This is a genomic window from Paenibacillus sp. J22P169 (genome assembly GCF_059691995.1).
Genome location: NZ_JCAUAO010000006.1, coordinates 194835 through 213529 on the forward strand (window position 1 = coordinate 194835; position 18695 = coordinate 213529).

Genomic DNA, 18695 nt, shown 5'->3' on the forward strand with positions numbered 1-18695 from the left:
TCAAATCACTTCAGTTTCTCCTTCATCCACTCACACCAAATCAAATCTGTATCTACCTTCATTGTGGCTTTATGCACGAGGACGTACATGCCAAATGCATCATCACCAATCTCTAATTGATCGAGCGGTTTCTCACTTCCTTGTTGGATCTTATCCATCAGGAGGTTGAATCGCTCTTTTTTCTTCTTATAATACACTTCTCGTACCGCGAGCATCTTCCTCGCCTGCTCTTTATCCACGAGACCGATGCAATACACCTTCAGAGCAAGCTCATCCCTCGTCACAGGTTCATCCGTTGGTTCAGCGATCCACCCCCGTAAGGCATCCTTCCCTTGCTCTGTAATGGAGTAGACTTTCTTGTCCGGCTTATCAGATTGAGGAACATGTACGAAAGCAACGTGTCCCTTTTGCTCTAATTGTGCTAAGAGTGGGTAGATCTGGCTATGTTTGGCTGACCAAAAAGGCTGTATATGCTGCATGAGCTCATACCCCGAACGGGAGTTTTTGGTTAAAAGGCTTAATAATCCATATGAAAGGGTATTCATTGCCACTCCTCCTTTATGTCATTATTGACATATAAACATATCGGTAGTATGATGATTTTCATTCAAAATTATAGAGAATACTATCGTCAAGATCAATGATAGAGTGGAGGCATTATTTTGAGTAAGGATGAGTTACAGCAAGTGCGCTTCTGGCCAATCATGATTGCTATCTTCTTCGGATCGTTCGTATCGATTCTAAGTATGAGCACAATTAATATCGCCATACCGATTCTTAGTGAACATTTCCATACAGATTTGAGCAAAATCCAATGGACGATTACCGGCTTTATGCTCGCAAGCGGTACGATTGCTCCGATTACAGGTTATTTCGGGGAGAAATTTAGCTACAAGCGTTTATACGCCATCGCGCTGATAGGTTTTACTGTATTTTCACTATTATGTGCGCTAGCATGGGATGCCTCATCACTGATTGCATTCCGTATTATTCAAGGGGCTTTCAGCGGTCTTATCATGCCGGCTACGATGACCATTGTCTATCAGGTTATTCCGCGTGATAAGCAGCCGATTGCGATTTCCCTCTGGTCCTTATCTGCGATGATGGCGCCTGCTATTGGGCCAACATTAAGCGGTTGGTTGTTGCAAAATTGGAGCTGGCACTGGTTGTTCCTCATGAACATACCTGTCGGTGTTGTCGCTATTATTCTCGTTTTCAAACTTATCCCGTATTATCGTCTTTCGGTTCCAAAACGATTTGATCTCATCGGCTTACTCACTGTCGTTGTCAGCAGTCTTGCCTTGTTGGTTGGTTTCTCACAAGGCCATTCTTGGGGATGGACATCAAGCCGTGTCATTGGTCTTTTTGCAACAGGTTTCCTAGTCCTTCTGCTTTTCATTTGGAGAGAGCTTAAGGTCGATTCACCTTTATTGAACATCCGTGTGTTGAAAAACTCACGTTACACGTTATCACTCATTATCTCAAGTATTGTTACCATAAGCTTGTACTCAGGAACCTTCCTGACACCGATTTTCTTGCAAAATATTCAACATGTTACCCCGTTGGATACAGGATTAATTTTGCTGCCTGCCTCCTTAGTGATGGCGCTCTGTATGCCCCTCGTAGGCAAGCTCTATAGCAGTGTGGGACCACGCATTCTTATTTTTATCGGTATTTCCTTAATTGCCGTCGGTACGCTCACACTGAGTTGGTTGAGTACAGACGTGTCACGAGGCTATATTGTGTTCTGGATGATCGTTCGGAACGTCGGGATTGCCTTCGCTACGATGCCTGCAAGTAATGCAGGGATGGAACAAATTCCGAGAACTCTTTCTGGCCATGCAACATCCATTAATAACTGGGTTCGTAACGTTTTCGGGTCCTTTGCGATTGCCCTATTTACTTCCGTTTTATCGTCCCAAACCGTTACACACAGCAAGGATTTAGCTGCTGGCGGGATGACGGACAAAGTTCAAATTGGTTCGCACGCATTCACAATGAGTGTTAATGACGTGTACTTGCTCGCAACATTTATTGTGCTAGTGGCTTTGCCGTTAAGCTTGTTCATTCGCAAGCGTACCTTAGCACCAGACAATCCTTCTGCGTCAGCACCTGCTCCTATCGTGGCAACGCCACAACCGAAAGCCTAAAGCCAATTAAAGAACCCCAGACAGTTGTGTTAATTTACACATCGGTCTGGGGTTTTTGTTTTCTTCTTAGCTGCGGTAGAAATCACGCAGAAGCTCATCCATCACACGATTCGTACGCGCTGCTGTGAGTCCTGTGCTTGGGCTTTGCCCGATGCCTCTGAGATCGTCAACCATCATTTGAATCAGCGGTTGTTGAACATGGGGAGGATTAGGAATCGTCAATTCTTGGAGGGCACCATCTGCGGTTTCAATGCGCAGATCGCCACTGAACGTAGAGAACGATAGTTTGCCGCGGCTGCCGACAATCTCATTCAAATCTAGGTGTTTGTAAGCATTGAAACTCCACACCCCTGTACCCATCACACCCGATTCGAAGGCGTAGCTTGTGGTCACGATATCTTCAACTTTCTGCTTGCCTGTTTGATTGCTTGCGAAGCCTTTCACCTCTCCAATCGGCCCCAGCAAATAATCAAGAATATCCAGCGCATGACTTGCCAAATCCACGAACAGACCGCCACCCGACAGCTCAGGCTGAATGCGCCATGGTTCTAGTCCTTCTTGATACTCCCTCATCGGTTGCAGGTAAGTCGATTGTACAAAACGCACATCACCGATCACTCCGCTATCGAGCAGGCGTTTAATTTCAACGAATTTCGGGAGTCCTCTGCGATAATACGCCACGAACAACGGCACGCCGGCTGCTTCACAGGCAGCAATCATCTCCTGACACTCTGCGTGATTTCTTGCCATGGGCTTCTCCACGTAGACAGGCTTCCCTGCTTTTGCCGCGAGTAACGTATACGCATGATGAAAGCCTGGCGGCGTTGCGACGTAGACCGCATTTACATCCGGATCGTTCACTAACGCCGCGGCGTCATCGTACCATTTTGCCACACCATGCCGCTTCGCATAGTCCTCTGCTAGTGCCCCATTGCGGCGCATAACCGCAACTAGCTCTGAGCCTGCTGCCTTCTGCAAGGCGGGGCCACTTTTGACCTCCGTCACGTCACCGCAGCCGATAATTCCCCAACGTACCTTTTCCACTGTTATTGCCTCCTTTTATATGCTTAGTTAGGTAGGTATTCGACGTGAAGGTTGCGACCTCCTGTACCTTGTTAAGGATGAATGTTTTGGCTAAATAGTTCGTTCATAAGTGGTCTACTCAAAATCATAAGAATTGGCACTTTGTATATACCATATTGCTTGCTATTCTATACCTAAAACAAAGCAGGTGAAGCCATGTACACGCCCTCGCATTTTCAAATAGAAGACCGATCGAAGATGTATGACTTTATAGAGGCGCACAGCTTCGCTACGGTCGTTTCGCATCATCAAGAGCGTCCCTTCGCGACTCATATTCCCTTATGGCTGGATGTTACGGATCATTGCTTATATGGGCATTTTGCCCGTTCGAATACGCAGTGGATGGATATCGAGCAACAGGAAGTTTTGGTCATCTTCCAAGGCCCTCACTGCTACATCTCACCTTCCTGGTATGAAACACCCGCCGCAGTACCCACGTGGAATTATACGGCCGTTCATGTCTATGGTCAGGTCGAACTCGTTCACGAAGATCAGGAAGTTTTACGCGTCTTGCGGCAGCTAACACGCAAGTACGAGGAATCCGATAGCCCGTATGATCTAGATAGCGTTGACCCTGACTTTATAGCAGGGTTGAGCAAAGGTATACAAGCATTTAAGCTGCCGATATCGAGTATCGAAGGTAAAGCCAAGCTGAGCCAGAATCAGCCGATGGAGCGCCAAGAACGGATTATTCGAGCCCTTGAGCAAAAAGGGGATCCTGAGCGGCAGATTGCCGCGCTTATGAAGGAAAACCTGGGCCAATCTTAAGCCTGCGAAATGTGAAAATGCCTCCACACCCGTCATTTCACGGGGGTAGAGGCATTTATCTTTACGAATGAACTTGGGCTGTCGGCGTGGATTCGGACGCCATTGGCGAATGCTCCGCAATCAGCTGCTCTTGTATCTGCAACTGCTGTGTTGCAAATTCACGATACATCTCGTGGGACTCGATGAGTTCTTGATGCGTGCCGCGGCCTGTGACAACACCTTTGTCAAGGAACACGATCTGATCCGCGTCTACGACCGTGGATAAGCGATGAGCAATGACTAGCGTTGTACGTCCTTGCATCAAGTTCTGCAATGCCTGCTGCACCACGACCTCGGACTTGCTGTCCAAACTGGACGTTGCTTCGTCCAGCATGAGAATCTTAGGATCGCGCAGCAGCGCTCTGGCGATGGCAATTCGTTGACGCTGTCCGCCTGACAGCTTAATCCCGCGCTCTCCGACTTCCGTGTCATATTTCTGCGGAAGCTCTTCGATGAAACCATCAGCGTAGGCCATCTCGGAAGCCCGCTTCAGTGCCTCTTCCGTCACCTCATGCTGTAAGCCATAGCAGATATTATCTCGAATCGTCCCTGCAATGAGTGGGCTCTCCTGCGACACATAGCCAATCTGACCGCGCCAAGAGACCAGCGAATACTGACCGATACTTTCATTGCCCAATGAAATATTGCCTTCCTGCTGTGAGTAAAACCGTTCAAGCAAAGAGAACATCGTCGTCTTCCCGCTTCCGCTCGGCCCTACAATCGCGGTAACTTTACCCGCTTCCATGGTAAAACTAACATCCTTGAGAACCGACTCGCCCTCTTTATAACCAAACGAAACGTGTTCGAAATGCAGAGATTGGGAAGCATCCTTGACGGGTAAACCTGCGTGCGGGTCCTCCTCTTCATGATCCAGCACCTTGAGAATGGTATCCGTTGCACCCATCGCTTTCTGAGTTTGCGTAAAGAATTGTGTAATCTGCGTAATTGGCATCACGATTTGGAATAAATAAAGCATGAATGCCACCAGCTGGCCCGCTGAGATGGCACCTGACGCCACCCGTGTGCCGCCATACCCGAATAGGACGACGAACATCATCAGCATGACAAACATAATCAGAGGTGACATCAGCGCTTGAATCTTGCCTTCTTTAAGTCCAAATTTGAACAATGTCTGGATCCCTGCGCTGCCTTCCTTATATTCCACAGGCTCTGCATTTGCTGCCTTCACCAAGCGAATTTCAGATAGCACTCGATTTAAAACAGACGTGAAGTTTGCCGTCTCGGCCTGCATGCCTTTAGATATTTTGTACATTTGCATACCTAACGGAAAAAGGATAAGAAACGCGATTGGGAATATGCTAAACATGATAAGTGTCATTTTCCAATCCATATATAAGAGCACAACGATGGAACCAATAATCGAGATGCTGCCTGTAATAAAGCCCGCCGTATGCTCGGCGATAAGTCCTTTAATAATCGCGGTATCGTTCGTCATTCGGGAGATGGTATCTCCTGTTTGATGATTATCATAGTAGCGAACCGGCAGCACGAGCAGCTTCTTCCATAAGCGATCTCGGATTCCCGCCACTACGCGTTGACCTGAATAGTTAAGCAGATACGTAGCTACGCCGGAAGCCACTGCAGATGCGATGAAGGCAACCGCCATCCCACTAATTTGCAGCCAATTCAGTGAGGAGATGTTGAAATTATCGACCACATTTTTCGTGAAAAGTGGGATCACCAAGGCCACCAGTGTGGCAATCACGCTTAACCCTAATGCAATACCCAGCAGGAGCTTGGGCGGATTTGCCCCCATTAATAAGCGGATGAATCCCCGCCAGTTGTTTTTTTGTTTCGGTTGTTCACTCTTCGTCACTGCCATCTATCTCTACTCCTTTACCCGATCGGATGTAATTCTGTTATTTATGAAGGAACGTCTCTAACACTGATATGATCATACTCTCCTATTTTAAACAGAATATAAACGAACTCGAATCGGTCCGCAGGTTGAATAGCAGCACAAAAAGCTCCCTCACGAAGCCGCATGGCTTCTAACAAAGGAGCTTTCTCAATGTAAGTATCTAGATAAATGACTAGGATTCTGTGGCTACCTGCCACATCACACCGTACCGATCTCGCACACGACCTAGCATCGTGCCCCAAAACATGCGTTCAAACGGCATGATCACATCACCATCGGCAGCTAAACCGCCAAATATCGCTGCAGCTTCCTCCTCATCCTTGAAGGTGAGCGCCAGATCCATGCCAGTACCGCGATCATTTGCCTCCGTACCTGCATCAGCCATGAAAAATCGCAGGCCCAGCGCTTGTATTTCCAAATGCATGACGAGGTGTTTCTTGGACTCTTCCATTCCTGGCAGATCGCCATACGATTGAATACTGACGATTTCTCCGCCAAACACACCTATGTAAAATTCCGCTTGTTTTCGCGCGTCGGCGCTATAAATATAAGGAGATAAGGTTGCCATTGCTATTGCTTCATCCCTTCTACACGACCCCATAGTAACTGATCCTTGCCATGCGTCTTTGCTTCATATAGTAACTCATCGGCCGCGGCGACCAGCTCCGACTTACCTTGTCCCCGATCACGGAGTGTCGCCCCGAAGCTCATCGTAACTTGAAACGCATCTTTGCCATGCTCAAACACCTTTGCTTTCAACTTATCCATAAATAATTGGAAGAGCTCCGTCGCCCTTTGCTGACTATTGGTATATAAAATAATCGCAAATTCTTCACCGCCATAGCGGAAGGCCCGGCCTTGTGTATTTGGAATGGACGTATCCAATAAATTGCCGATCTCCCTCAAAACCATATCCCCCGCTTGGTGACCATAGCGATCATTGATCTGCTTAAAAGAGTCAATATCCCCCATCATCAACGCAATCGGTTGTTTACCTGCAATCGTTTCTCTCATCTGTTCTTGAAAGCTTCGATGATTATAAAGTCCCGTTAAGTAATCCTGTTTGGCTAAATTTTCAAATATTCCTTTCTCGACAAAATGCTTTCGCTCCCTTGCTACAATGATGCCCCCAATGACACCAAACATAAGCAGAAAGGCAAAATTAAATAAATGCCGGGGTAGATCGACGATATAAAACCCGCCATCCACCAGCACAACCACAAAGGAATAACCGATGATAATCATACCCGTCGCCACCATGGCTCCACGGAAGCTCCAATACAACGAAGCGTGAAGAATAACCAAGTAAGCGATTGGGAGAAGCGGACTGTGCGTCCCGTCTGTTAATGAGATAATGGCGATGAAGGAGAAATAATCCATAATCACGCCTATCCGCGTCATAAAGCGATAAAACCCCGTCGCTATAGGGGTACGATGCAAAGCAATCTCCGTAGTTGTCATATACAGAATAGCAACCCCAATTAAACAGAGAAAAAGAGATAGATTCTGTGAGTCGCTATAATAATAGTTCAGATACAAATAGGATGAAGCAACGAGAAGGAACCAACGTACACAGCTATATGCAATTTCTAAGATATGGTCAGACTTTCTTATCTTCACCATGCTGCAATCACATCCCTACAAGATGACATTCTCCATACTCATTCTATAAATTGACTGGAATGTCCTTCTTATGGACTCCTTCGCCATTCGTCCACATCGAGATTAAGTGGTAATTTTATCCTAAAAAGCATTTCCTGAATACTCGCTGGATATGTTACAATGGGAGGCATTATATCAACGTACGGAGGAAGCTATGCTCCCACGATATTCCTTTTTCATCAAATTGATGATATTCACGACATTGGTCAGTACGATTCCCTTACTATCACTTGGTATCTACTCTTTCTTCCAATCGACCTCGAAGGTCCAAACCAAAGTTAATGAAGCAAACGTTTTCATTTTGCAGCAGTCCCAAAACCGCGTCGAGCAGATTCTTAAAGTCATTGATCAAGTATCCGGGCGCTACGCCGAAACACCCTTAGTTGTTAATTCGGTGGCGAAGCGACTCGAAATTGAAGATTTTCAAGATATTGATTTGCTAGTCAAAGGTCTGTTGGGTGTACAAACGTACGAGCTAGGCGTTAAGAGCGTTGAATTGCACAGTCTTCAGAATGGCTGGTATATCAAAGATGGCGGCTTTTACTTTGGGACGGATAAGACAAAAGAAACTAGCAATGTGAACGCCGCTTATAACTCACGTTGGGTGCCGGATGTGGGTCCGTCCTTCTCAGGCATTAAGCTAGTCAAGAGTATTCCATCTACAGCATCGGAACAGAAGGGCTATTTGTCCGTCCATGTGTCCAATTCAGAGCTGGCTAAGCTGTTGACCGGCGGTTTTTCGACGCGCGAGACCATGATTCTAGACGACAAAATGAATGTCATCATAGACAGTAATCCTAATAAGACGGGGCAAAGCGTTCGATCCGAGTCTTGGTCACAAGAATTACTGAAAACAGGCAGCATGCAGGGCTATTTCAACAGCACTCTGCAAGGTATAGACTATAGCGTAATCTATAATCAATCCAGATATAACAACTGGACTTATGTCTCGATTATTCCTTTGGAAGAAGCCAAAAGAGAATCTGCCTCGATCGGCTGGGCCACGTTAACAGCTTGTCTGCTTTTGCTTCTTTTTACAGCATTGCTAGCCTATTGGGGTTCCAAACGGATGACAGTTCCTATACGCAGCTTAGTAGAATTTACAATGCGTCACAGCAAGCCAGCTAACGGCGGAACGGTTGTTAAGGATGAATTACAGTGGGTTGGGACTCAATTCGCATCCTTGCATCAATCCAAAGAGCAGCTGGAAGGTCAAATGAAGAGCCAATTCGGCCAGCTTGTTGATTATTTCATGTTAAAACTGTTTCAAGGTGAGATGCATCGCGGGGAGTTGCAGGAAAAAGCAAGTCAGTTTCATATTCCCGTTTGGCGGCGCTATGCGGTCATGGTTTTGCAGATTGATACGCTGGAGCAAACGCGCTACAAGCCCGGTGAGCAGGACCTACTCTTGTTTGCGATCAACAATATCGCCTCAGAGCTCATCCCGCATCCCCACCGCATTCACGCCATGCCGATTGGTAACTATCAGGTGACGCTGGTGGGCAGTGAGATGGATAATCATCGGGATTTGCTTAGCCAGTTGAGTGAATTTGCTGAGTCTGTGCAGAAGGCGGCAGCCGATTTTCTGGAGCTTAAAGTCAGCGTCGGGATCAGTCGCCCGTATGAAGCCATTGATGAAACGCCGCAAGCGTTTCTTGAGGCCAAAGAAGCGCTGCAATACCGGATTCGTCTCGGGGAGAAAGCAATTCTGCATCTAGATGACCTGAAGCCGCAGCAAGCGTCCCGTCATTATTATCCGCATCATCTCGTTTCCGAGCTTACGCAGGCCATTGCCTTTTTGGAAAAGGACAAAGCGGGCGAGCTGCTCCAGCAATTCATTCAAGAGGTGCTCCGCGTGGAAACCGATCCTAACCTGTATCGCATCTCCTTCGCGATGCTGTTGACCGATCTAGCTCGTATTGTTTATGAGATGGGGGATACAGGAGAGCTCTTCTCCCATGATCGTCGTAATGAATATGAGCAGCTTTTCAGCCTCAAAACGCCTCAAGAAATTGAAGGATGGTTTAAATCACACATCATTCATCCGATGATTGAGCTAGTGCGCAAGCGCCATGAATCGTCTGGCAAAAGCATTTCCCGCTCGGTCATGGATTTGGTCCATGAGTATTATGACAGCGACCTGACACTTGATCAGTGTGCCTTGCGGATGAATTACAGCACGCATTATATTCGCCGCATGTTCCGGAAAGAAACAGGGATGAACTTCAGTGATTATCTAGCAAGCTACCGCCATGACATGGCGATAAGCTGGCTCAGTGGTACAGAAATGAAAATTACAGAAATTGCTGAACGCTTGCAATACACGAATGCGCAAAACTTCATCCGCAACTTCCGAAAGCTGGAAGGCATGACACCTGGTCAGTATAGAGAGCTCAAAAAGACAGCGCAATAATCACTCCTTCATACGCAATCCTATATAAGTAGATAAGAACCTGGCCACTCGCCAGGTTTTTTTGTGTTGTTGTGCAGCATGGGATCGATTTCAAATGATTATGGAAGAGGTCGCTAATGATTATAAACCGAGTAATTGCACTTATTTTCGCCCCGTCTTGCATGTGGAGCGCTGCTGATTATTGAAGGCAATTCTGGGCTTCGATATGCTAACGCTGTCACAACAATCAAGGAGGACGATGACTCGTGGAACTGACTTCTAAACCGTTAAGATCAGATGCGGTTGCTAAGAGCAAGGCGCGCCTCAGATTAAACCGTCTGTTGAAAAACAAATGGCTTTATCTTATGGCGTTACCAGGTATGCTCTACTTCATTATTTTTCGTTACTTTCCAATGTGGGGGCTGTTAATTGCTTTCCAGGATTATCAACCAGCACTGGGGATGCTCCATAGCAAATGGGTGGGTCTAAAGCATTTCGAGCGCTTCTTTTTCGATGCCTCCTTCGCCATGTTATTTAAGAATACGATTATTATGGCCGTCTATAATTTGGTATTCTTCTTCCCGCTTCCCATTATCTTGGCCCTGTTATTAAACGAAATTCGCCGAGAAGTCTTTAAACGAACGATCCAAACGATTGTTTATATTCCTCATTTTGTATCGTGGGTCGTAGTCGTAGGGATTTCCTACATCTTCTTCACGACAGAAGGCGGCATTGTGAATGACGTGCTAGCCTCCATCGGACTTCCCAAAATCGAATTCCTAATTTCCAGTGAGTGGTTCCGAACGATGATCATTTCGCAGGTCATTTGGAAAGAAACCGGTTGGGGAACTATCATCTTTCTCGCCGCATTAGCAGGTGTTGACCCTCAATTATATGAGGCAGCGAAAATCGATGGGGCTGGCCGTTTTCGGCAGTTGTGGCACATCACGCTTCCAGCCATACGAAGTGTCATCGTGATTCTGTTTATTTTGCGACTAGGTTCATTCCTGGATACAGGCTTTGAACAAATCTTCCTCATGCTGAACGCCATGAACCGCGACGTAGGCGAGGTATTTGATACATATGTCTACAATGTCGGTATTCAGCAAGGCCAATTCAGCTATAGCACAGCAGTCGGCTTATTCAAATCCATTATCGGATTGGTATTGGTCGTTGGCGCTAACCGGATGGCCAAAAAAATGGGCGAAAGCGGTCTGTATTAAGGGGGGAATTCTGCAAAATGATCAACAAAAGCTTAGGCAGCCGCATCTTTGACGGCTTCAATTATACCTTTTTAACTGTATTTGCCCTGATTACGTTACTTCCGTTCATCTACATTGTGTCCGTCTCGTTCGCAGAGCCGGCAGAGGTGCTCAAACGCGGCTTCATCCTGTTCCCAACCTCTTTCTCATTGGAAGGGTATCGCTATATTTTCTCCACACACATCATCGTCAACAGCTTATTCGTTACCATCGGGATTACGGTTGTCGGGACATTCATTAATCTGTTGTTCACCACACTGCTTGCCTATCCGCTATCTAGACAGGATTTTGCCGGCAGAAAACTCTTCATGATGATGATTGTATTCACGATGCTGTTCCACGGCGGTATTCTCCCCACATTTCTGGTTGTCAAATCGCTTGGGATGCTCAACAGCTACTGGTCCCTGCTCATCCCGAATGCGATCAGCGCATTCAATTTGATCGTCGTTGTTAGCTTTTTTAGACAACTGCCTGAAGGACTGGAGGAAGCGGCGAAGATTGACGGCTGCAGTGATGTAGGACTGCTCTTTCGCATCGTTTTACCATTATCAGCGCCGGTTCTGGCTACATTCGCCTTATTTTATTCCGTTGGACATTGGAACACCTTTTTCAACGCCATTATGTACATCAACGATTCCAAAATGTGGCCCATCCAAGTCTGGCTAAGGCAAATCGTCATCCTTTCACAAGGCGGAATCGGCGACTCTACGCAGTTTGATCAGAACTACATCGCACCTCCGTCGCAAATCATTAAAATGGCGGTCATTGTGATTTCCACGGTGCCCATTTTGATCGTGTATCCCTTTCTGCAAAAGCATTTTGCCAAAGGTGTCATGCTCGGTTCAGTAAAAGGTTGAAAAGGCTCCCGAGAGCTATTGTGATTGGGATGCATTCATATACAATAAGAATATGGGGAGGCAATACCACGATGAGAACACATGCAGGAATGAGAAAAGCCGGAATTGCAACAATGGGTATGATGGTAGGCGCTGCAGCACTGCTTACTGGCTGTGGAAGCGACGCAAGTCCTGCAACAGGAGGCACGAGTACAAGCGCAGCCAGTTCACCTGCCAATAAAGAGCCGTTGAAGTTGAGTGTCATGACGCTCATGTATGCCGAGCCGCCGAAAGCGGATAGTGAAGTACAGAAGCAGATCGAAGCCTACACGAATACCAAATTGGACATCTCCTGGGTCCCCAACTCCTCCTACAAGGAAAAAGTGAATGTTACGATTGCTTCCGGTGAGCTGCCAAAGGCGCTGCTTGTACAGAACAATAAGGATTCCAATATTTTGAGTGCTGTACGTGCAGGTGTATTCTGGGAAGTCGGTCCTTATTTGAAGGACTATCCGAATCTATCGAAAATGAACCCCTCTGTCTTCGACAACATTAAAGTTGATGGCAAAATTTACGGCTTATATCGTGCCCGCGATTTGGCGACGTACGGCGTTATTTTCCGTAGCGACTGGTTGAAAAATGTCGGACTTAGCGCACCGAAAACCATAGATGATTTGTACAATGTATTTAAAGCGTTCACATTAAACGACCCCGATAAGAACGGTAAAGCAGATACTGTTGGCCTAACCGAAGAGAAAACGATGGACGGCTTTGGTGTTGTAGCTTCGATCATGGGCGCACCGAACAGCTGGGAAGTGAAAGACGGCAAATTAAGCCCGGATTTCTTAGCGCCGGAATATTTTGAAGCGATGAAATTTTATAAAAAGCTGTACGATGAAAAGTTAATTAAACAGGACTTCCCTGTGCTGAACAACCAACAGAAGAAAGACGACATCAACCAAGGCAAGGCTGGCGCTGTGATCTCGAATATGATTGACGGTGCAGGCTATCAAGCAACGCTTGCCAAGTCCTTCCCTGGCTCGGATGTGGACGTTGTGAGTAGAATCACGGGACCTAAAGGCGAAAGACTGCCTGCTGGCGTAGGCTATAACAGTGTGTTCATGTTCCCGAAATCCAGTGTAAAAACAGAGGCTGAATTGAAACAAATCCTTGGCTTCTACGACAAGCTTTCCGATCAGAAAATGTTGGATTTGCTAGGCTGGGGAATCGAAGGCAAGCATTATAAGACCGAAGACAGCAAGCCGGTATTTATTGATCAAAAGCTGCAAGATACTGAAGTAGGCTCCAGCTACCTGCAATTACAGATCGCCAAATATACAGCCAAAACAACAGGTAAAGAAACACCTCTGATGGAGAAGTACGGCAAAATGATCAAAGAAAACGAAACGATCGCGGTTAACAATCCGACAAACCCGCTCGTGTCCGAAACCCAAACAACCAAAGGCACCGAATTGAAGCCGATTATTGACGATGCCCGCACGAAATTTATCCTAGGCAAGCTGGATGAAGCAGGCTGGAAGCAAGCGATTGAGCAATGGAGAAAAGCAGGCGGCGACAAAGTCATTGAAGAATTCAGTGCACAATACGCCAAGAACGGTAAATAAGTTCAGAACAGGAGGGGCAAATTTGCCTCTCTTTTCTATGAAGGAGAGAGACGATATGACTGTTCAGCGGTCCGTATGTATTTCCGGCACAGACAGAGGCATCGGTTTGGCGCTCGTAAGCGAATATCTCTTGGAAGGGTATACCGTTTTTGCTGGAGGTATTAATAAGGAGAATAAAACATTGGCTCAGCTTGGCGTCCAATTTCCTGATCACTTACATACTTCTTTCCTAGATGTGGGCAGTGACGAGAGTGTGAAGGCGTTCGCCGCGTTTATTGCAAGTAAGACCGACAAATTGGAGCTTCTCATTAATAATGCAGCCATTCTGGGGGATATGAAGCAATCCATTACTGATGTTATCGATTTCGATGAAATACAGCGGGTATATAATATCACAGCCATTGGTGCTATCCGTCTAACGAACTTTTTAATTGACCCGATCATGCACGGAGGCCAGCTCATTGTGAATATTTCTTCTGAAGCAGGTAGTATTCGGAAAAGCCATCGAGAGTCATGGTTCGGGTACAGTATGGCGAAAACGGCGTTAAATATGGGATCAACCATTATTCATACTACGATTCGCAAACAAGGTGGGCGTGTCCTTTTGGTACACCCTGGCTGGGTAAAGAGTGCTATGAACGGGACATGGAGTGATGCAGGTACCTATACGCCGGAAGAGGCGGCAGCCAATATCAGGCATACTATCAAGCTAAATAAGGATCACATTCGTGAACAACCACTTTATCTGGCTGCCGATACGGGGGAAGAATTGCCTTGGTAAGCGTATTTCAGGCTACTTAAGGGCAGTTTAGAGGAAGAGTTCAAGGCATAATGGAGAGCACGCTGCTTGGTTACAAAGACTACTACGCCTCCATGAGTCTGCACCTCTCGCTAGTTTTGTATTTGTCAGATGGTTACTATACAATAGTAAGAGGGGAACCAATCCCTAGTTATGTTCGAGGAGGTATGATCATGAATAATTTCACATTCCATAATCCAACTACCCTACATTTCGGTCAAGGACAATTAGACAAACTAACGACCGAAGTACCGAAGTATGGGAAAAATATTTTGCTTGTCTATGGTGGAGGCAGCATCAAAGCTAATGGTCTCTATGACAAAGTTGTTAACCTCTTGCAAGGTCTCGAAGCAAACATCGTGGAGCTTAGCGGCGTTGAGCCCAATCCGAGATTAACGACCGTTCACCGGGGCGTTGCCTTGTGCCGTAATCACAACATCGATCTCATTCTTGCAGTGGGTGGCGGCAGTGTGATTGACTGCGCAAAAGCGATTGCCGTTGGCGCTAAGTTCGAGGGCGATTTCTGGGATATCGCAACACGTAAAGCCGTAGCTACAGGAGCACTTCCACTAGCAACAGTACTGACGATTGCGGCGACAGGCTCCGAAATGAACTCCGGCTCTGTCATTACGAACTGGGAAACCCAAGATAAACTTGGCTGGGGCAGCCCATTTTCATATCCGAAATTCTCTATCCTCGACCCGGCACATACAACTTCCTTACCCGAAAACCAAACGGTTTACGGCATGGTGGATATTATGTCTCACGTATTCGAGCAATACTTCCATCATGGCACGAACTCCCCTGTGCAGGATGGGTTCTGTGAAACGATTCTACGCACCGTTATCGATACCGCTCCACTTTTGCTGCAGGATCTGAACAATCTTGAACACCGTGCAACCATTCTGTATAGCGGCACAATGGCGCTTAATGGCACATTAAGCATGGGCATTCGCGGGGATTGGGCGACACACAATCTGGAGCATGCGGTTTCCGCTGTCCATGATATCCCGCATGGCGGCGGTCTGGCCATCCTTTTCCCGAACTGGATGACTCATACCCTCGATGCCAACGTGGGACGTTTCAAGCAGTTCGCGCAGCGTGTCTTCGGTATTGATGCCGCAGGCAAATCCGACAAGCAAGCTGCCGAGGAAGGCATCGCGGCACTGCGTGCGTTCTTCACCAGCATCGGCGCTCCGAGCCGATTAGCGGATTACAACATCGATGACTCCACCATCGAGCTCATGGCCGATAAAGCCATGATTTACGGCGATTTCGGTAATTTCCAGAAGCTGACTCGCGCGGATGTCGTGAAGATTTATCAGATGTCGCTATAAGCATAACGAGCATGACAGAGCTGTCCCCCGAGGTGAATTCACCTTGGGGGACAGCTTTTTTATTTGAGTTTATAAGCCACCCAGCATGCTCATTCAACAGCCCAGCCCTTCATACGAATGCGGCGTCCATCGGGTGCACAATGCTTAGCGCTGCAAAGGCAGCACCGTGTAGTCGCGCCATTCCTCCGGCAGCAGTCGCTGATAGCGAGGCTGCAGGTACCGATCGTCGATCAGCAGCAGCACACCGCGATCCGTTTCGGAGCGGATTAGCCTGCCGCCAGCCTGCTGAACTTTGTTCATGCCGGGGTAGACATAGGCGTAGTCGTAACCGTTCTTGCCCGTACGCTCCATGTAATCCTTAATCAAGTTGCGTTCCGGTCCCAGCTGCGGCAAACCAACACCCACAACGACGACGCCCGTTAGGCGATCGCCGACAAGATCGATGCCCTCAGAGAAGATGCCGCCCATCACAGCAAAACCGACCAACGTCTGCTCAGCTCCCGCCTGAAAAGCCGATAGGAAGTGCTCACGCTCCTCCTCCGTCATTTTGGCCTGCTGAACGAGGACGTTCAGTTCACTGCCATGTTGCCCGCTTTTCCCCTCCTCCTGTTCGCCAACAAGATCCGTAAAAGCCTCATACACGCTGCTCATATACGCATAGGAAGGGAAAAACACCAAATAATTGCCCGCTCGTCCCGCAACCAGCTCATAGATGGATCGCGCAATCCGCGTTCGACTATGCTCTCGATCCTGATAGCGAGTCGACAGCGGCTGCACGAAAACCTCCAGCTGCTCCTTAGCAAAAGGCGACGGCACCGTCACGGAATAATCGTCCTCCCCTGCCCCTAACATGTCCATGAAATAGGACAATGGCGACAGCGTCGCCGAGAAAAATACGTGCGCTCGATACCCCTTCCCCATTTGCCGCAGCAGGTGGGATGGATCTAGACAAACGAGTTTCACGCTGACCTCGTTCCGATCATTCACGGCCAGCGTTACATATCGCTCGTCGTATAGCTTGGAAATGCGCATGAAATTTTGCGCACCGAAATAAGCATCCAAGAGTACCGCAGCACTTGTTGCGTTAACACCGGCCGATCTTGCTAATTCTTTTTCAGCTACCGCTATAAATGCCTCCACATGCACCAGTAAAGATTCCGGCATCACCGACTCCACCATCATCTCCCGGTCCCCCACCTGCTTGCGGAGCGCAATGAAATAAGCGTTTATGGCCTTTGCCGCGTCATGGACGTCTTTACTAACACCTTTGAACTCCCGCTGCAGCGTAAGGAAGACCGATTTATGTAGCTCGCTTGCGAACATTTCCCGTGCTCGATCTACCAAATTGTGCGCCTCATCAATAAGCAGCGTTGTTTTGCGCTTTTGCTCCTCAAAAAGCCTTTTCAAATTCACTCGTGGGTCAAAAATATAGTTATAATCACAAATCACCGCATCCGCCGCGTAAGCCACGTCCAACGAGAACTCAAACGGGCACACCCGATGCTTCCGCGCATACGTCTCAATTACAGAACGCGTCATCACCGTTTCCTGCCTGAGCAGATCCAGCACCGCCCCGTTCACCCGATCATAGTAACCATCCGCGAACTCACAGTGTGCCGGGGTACACCTGACCTCGTCCTTTAAACACACTTTCTCCTTCGCCGTTAGCGTAACCACTTGTAGCTGCAAGCCTTGGTCCTGCAAAAGGTAAAAAGCTTCCTCAGCCGCCGTACGTGTTATCGTCTTTGCCGTCAAATAGAAAAACCGCTGTAGCAACCCTTCTCCCATCGCTTTCACCGAAGGAAAAAGGGTCGACATCGTCTTCCCAATCCCTGTCGGCGCCTTGGCAAACAGCTTGTGCTCATCTTGGATGGTTTTGTACACCGCCCCAACTAGCTTACGCTGCCCTTCACGATACTGTGGAAAAGGGAATTGCAGCTTCTTGATGCTCTGATTTCTGCGCTGCTCATGGTCATACTTCACTCGTGCATACGGATAGTAGTCCCGAATTACCCCATGCACAAACTGCTCAAGCTCTTCGTACGTAGCTCCCCTCACAAAATGCCGAGTCTCCTCCGTATCCACCTGCGTATACGTCAGTTGAATACCCATATGGTTGAGTCCGCGATCATGGGCCACCATGTACGCATAACACATCGCCTGCGCCCAATGCACGGGGTAGGAATTCTCCTCAATGACGGCGATATCCGAGGACGTTGATTTAATTTCATCCACGGTTAGCGTATGGCCATCGGCTTGAACAAGCAGCCCGTCACATCGTCCGTCTATGACAAATAATAGCCCCTCATATGCGATCTCCGCAGACACGTAGACTTCATGTTGATCCGCTTCTCCGTATTGTTTTTGCAGTCTTTGATGTGCCTTCGTGCCATCTCTCAGTGGCTTGCTTGATCGGAATTCCGAGTCAATACTTCCGCTGCTAAACACATACTCGACAAGTGAACGAACCGACAGTTGAACAGAAGTTAGCATGCCACGTCTCCATTTTAGAACATTTGTTCCTTATTATAACATGCGTATAGGTGAAACACTACTTACCACACTGCCCGGTTGCTCTTCCGTTTATCAGGTTACTATCCCATCCATGGCTTCTTCAAAAATAACTGGATTTGTTACAGCTAATTTCACCGCTAAATAGCGTTATAGTAAAATAACTGGAATTCACCCATCTAAATTTGCTTATATGTAAGGAAATCATCGAAAATCGCTGAAATAACTGCATATTTTCCATTTAATCGTTGATTTTAGTGGAATACCGAGGAATTAGCTGTATATTTTCCATTTACTTGAGCGTGGCGGTGCACATCTAGAACCCGCAGGCGATTCTTATGTGTGATGT

14 protein-coding genes are annotated in these 18695 nt (G+C 47.4%); 8 read left to right on the forward strand and 6 right to left on the reverse strand.

The features are described from left to right. Positions 1-5 precede the first annotated feature (5 nt). A complete protein-coding gene (locus AC58QG_RS25085) occupies positions 6-545 on the reverse strand; it encodes a PadR family transcriptional regulator (RefSeq protein WP_497364835.1) in 540 nt (179 codons plus the stop codon). Between the two features lie 117 nt (positions 546-662). Here AC58QG_RS25085 and AC58QG_RS25090 point away from each other — a divergent pair, with 117 nt between their 5' ends. After that, positions 663-2150, forward strand: a complete 1488-nt coding sequence (locus AC58QG_RS25090; RefSeq protein WP_497364836.1) for an MDR family MFS transporter — start codon at positions 663-665, stop codon at positions 2148-2150. Positions 2151-2216: 66 nt separating this feature from the next. On the opposite strand, the gene AC58QG_RS25095 is transcribed toward AC58QG_RS25090, so the two are convergent. After that, positions 2217-3200, reverse strand: a complete 984-nt coding sequence (locus tag AC58QG_RS25095) for a Gfo/Idh/MocA family protein (protein ID WP_497364983.1) — start codon at positions 3198-3200, stop codon at positions 2217-2219. 189 nt (positions 3201-3389) lie between these two features. Between AC58QG_RS25095 and AC58QG_RS25100 the strand changes: the two genes are divergently transcribed. Further along, a complete protein-coding gene (locus tag AC58QG_RS25100) occupies positions 3390-4001 on the forward strand; it encodes an FMN-binding negative transcriptional regulator (RefSeq protein ID WP_497364837.1) in 612 nt (203 codons plus the stop codon). A 61-nt stretch (positions 4002-4062) separates the two neighbouring features. On the opposite strand, the gene AC58QG_RS25105 is transcribed toward AC58QG_RS25100, so the two are convergent. The 3 genes from AC58QG_RS25105 to AC58QG_RS25115 all read right to left on the reverse strand — a co-directional run bounded on the left by AC58QG_RS25105 (position 4063) and on the right by AC58QG_RS25115 (position 7545). After that, the gene (locus AC58QG_RS25105) at positions 4063-5883 is read right to left on the reverse strand and encodes an ABC transporter ATP-binding protein (RefSeq protein ID WP_497364838.1); all 1821 of its coding nucleotides are present in this window, start codon (positions 5881-5883) and stop codon (positions 4063-4065) included. Between the two features lie 211 nt (positions 5884-6094). Next, positions 6095-6490 carry a VOC family protein gene (locus AC58QG_RS25110; RefSeq protein WP_497364839.1) on the reverse strand — a complete coding sequence of 132 codons (396 nt, stop codon included), beginning with the start codon at positions 6488-6490 and terminating at the stop codon, positions 6095-6097. Between the two features lie 2 nt (positions 6491-6492). Beyond that, positions 6493-7545, reverse strand: a complete 1053-nt coding sequence (locus AC58QG_RS25115; protein ID WP_497364840.1) for a GGDEF domain-containing protein — start codon at positions 7543-7545, stop codon at positions 6493-6495. A gap of 226 nt (positions 7546-7771) precedes the next feature. Between AC58QG_RS25115 and AC58QG_RS25120 the strand changes: the two genes are divergently transcribed. The 6 genes from AC58QG_RS25120 (at position 7772) to AC58QG_RS25145 (ending at position 15835) form a co-directional block, all read left to right on the forward strand. Then, positions 7772-9997 carry a helix-turn-helix domain-containing protein gene (locus AC58QG_RS25120; RefSeq protein ID WP_497364984.1) on the forward strand — a complete coding sequence of 742 codons (2226 nt, stop codon included), beginning with the start codon at positions 7772-7774 and terminating at the stop codon, positions 9995-9997. Between the two features lie 245 nt (positions 9998-10242). Continuing rightward, positions 10243-11199: an ABC transporter permease gene (locus AC58QG_RS25125; protein WP_497364841.1), complete on the forward strand. Its 957-nt coding sequence runs from the start codon at positions 10243-10245 to the stop codon at positions 11197-11199. A 17-nt stretch (positions 11200-11216) separates the two neighbouring features. After that, positions 11217-12095 (forward strand): carbohydrate ABC transporter permease, encoded by an 879-nt coding sequence (locus AC58QG_RS25130; protein WP_056622320.1) that lies wholly within the window; start codon positions 11217-11219, stop codon positions 12093-12095. A gap of 71 nt (positions 12096-12166) precedes the next feature. After that, positions 12167-13699: an extracellular solute-binding protein gene (locus AC58QG_RS25135; RefSeq protein ID WP_497364842.1), complete on the forward strand. Its 1533-nt coding sequence runs from the start codon at positions 12167-12169 to the stop codon at positions 13697-13699. A 55-nt stretch (positions 13700-13754) separates the two neighbouring features. Then, positions 13755-14480 carry an SDR family NAD(P)-dependent oxidoreductase gene (locus tag AC58QG_RS25140; RefSeq protein ID WP_497364843.1) on the forward strand — a complete coding sequence of 242 codons (726 nt, stop codon included), beginning with the start codon at positions 13755-13757 and terminating at the stop codon, positions 14478-14480. Between the two features lie 191 nt (positions 14481-14671). Then, the gene (locus AC58QG_RS25145; protein WP_497364844.1) at positions 14672-15835 is read left to right on the forward strand and encodes an iron-containing alcohol dehydrogenase; all 1164 of its coding nucleotides are present in this window, start codon (positions 14672-14674) and stop codon (positions 15833-15835) included. Positions 15836-15979: 144 nt separating this feature from the next. Here the strand turns inward: AC58QG_RS25145 and AC58QG_RS25150 are convergent, their stop codons facing one another. Then, positions 15980-18328: an ATP-dependent DNA helicase gene (locus tag AC58QG_RS25150; RefSeq protein WP_497364845.1), complete on the reverse strand. Its 2349-nt coding sequence runs from the start codon at positions 18326-18328 to the stop codon at positions 15980-15982. Positions 18329-18695 lie beyond the last annotated feature (367 nt).

Bases quoted from the DNA above. Each gene is read 5' to 3' on its own strand.
- AC58QG_RS25085 (WP_497364835.1), bottom strand. From the start codon at position 545: ATGAATACCCTTTCATATGGATTATTAAGCCTTTTAACCAAAAACTCC.
- AC58QG_RS25100 (WP_497364837.1), top strand. From the start codon at position 3,390: ATGTACACGCCCTCGCATTTTCAAATAGAAGACCGATCGAAGATGTAT.
- AC58QG_RS25105 (WP_497364838.1), bottom strand. From the start codon at position 5,883: ATGGCAGTGACGAAGAGTGAACAACCGAAACAAAAAAACAACTGGCGG.
- AC58QG_RS25110 (WP_497364839.1), bottom strand. From the start codon at position 6,490: ATGGCAACCTTATCTCCTTATATTTATAGCGCCGACGCGCGAAAACAA.
- AC58QG_RS25115 (WP_497364840.1), bottom strand. From the start codon at position 7,545: ATGGTGAAGATAAGAAAGTCTGACCATATCTTAGAAATTGCATATAGC.
- AC58QG_RS25120 (WP_497364984.1), top strand. From the start codon at position 7,772: ATGATATTCACGACATTGGTCAGTACGATTCCCTTACTATCACTTGGT.
- AC58QG_RS25130 (WP_056622320.1), top strand. From the start codon at position 11,217: ATGATCAACAAAAGCTTAGGCAGCCGCATCTTTGACGGCTTCAATTAT.
- AC58QG_RS25135 (WP_497364842.1), top strand. From the start codon at position 12,167: ATGAGAACACATGCAGGAATGAGAAAAGCCGGAATTGCAACAATGGGT.
- AC58QG_RS25140 (WP_497364843.1), top strand. From the start codon at position 13,755: ATGACTGTTCAGCGGTCCGTATGTATTTCCGGCACAGACAGAGGCATC.
- AC58QG_RS25145 (WP_497364844.1), top strand. From the start codon at position 14,672: ATGAATAATTTCACATTCCATAATCCAACTACCCTACATTTCGGTCAA.
- AC58QG_RS25150 (WP_497364845.1), bottom strand. From the start codon at position 18,328: ATGCTAACTTCTGTTCAACTGTCGGTTCGTTCACTTGTCGAGTATGTG.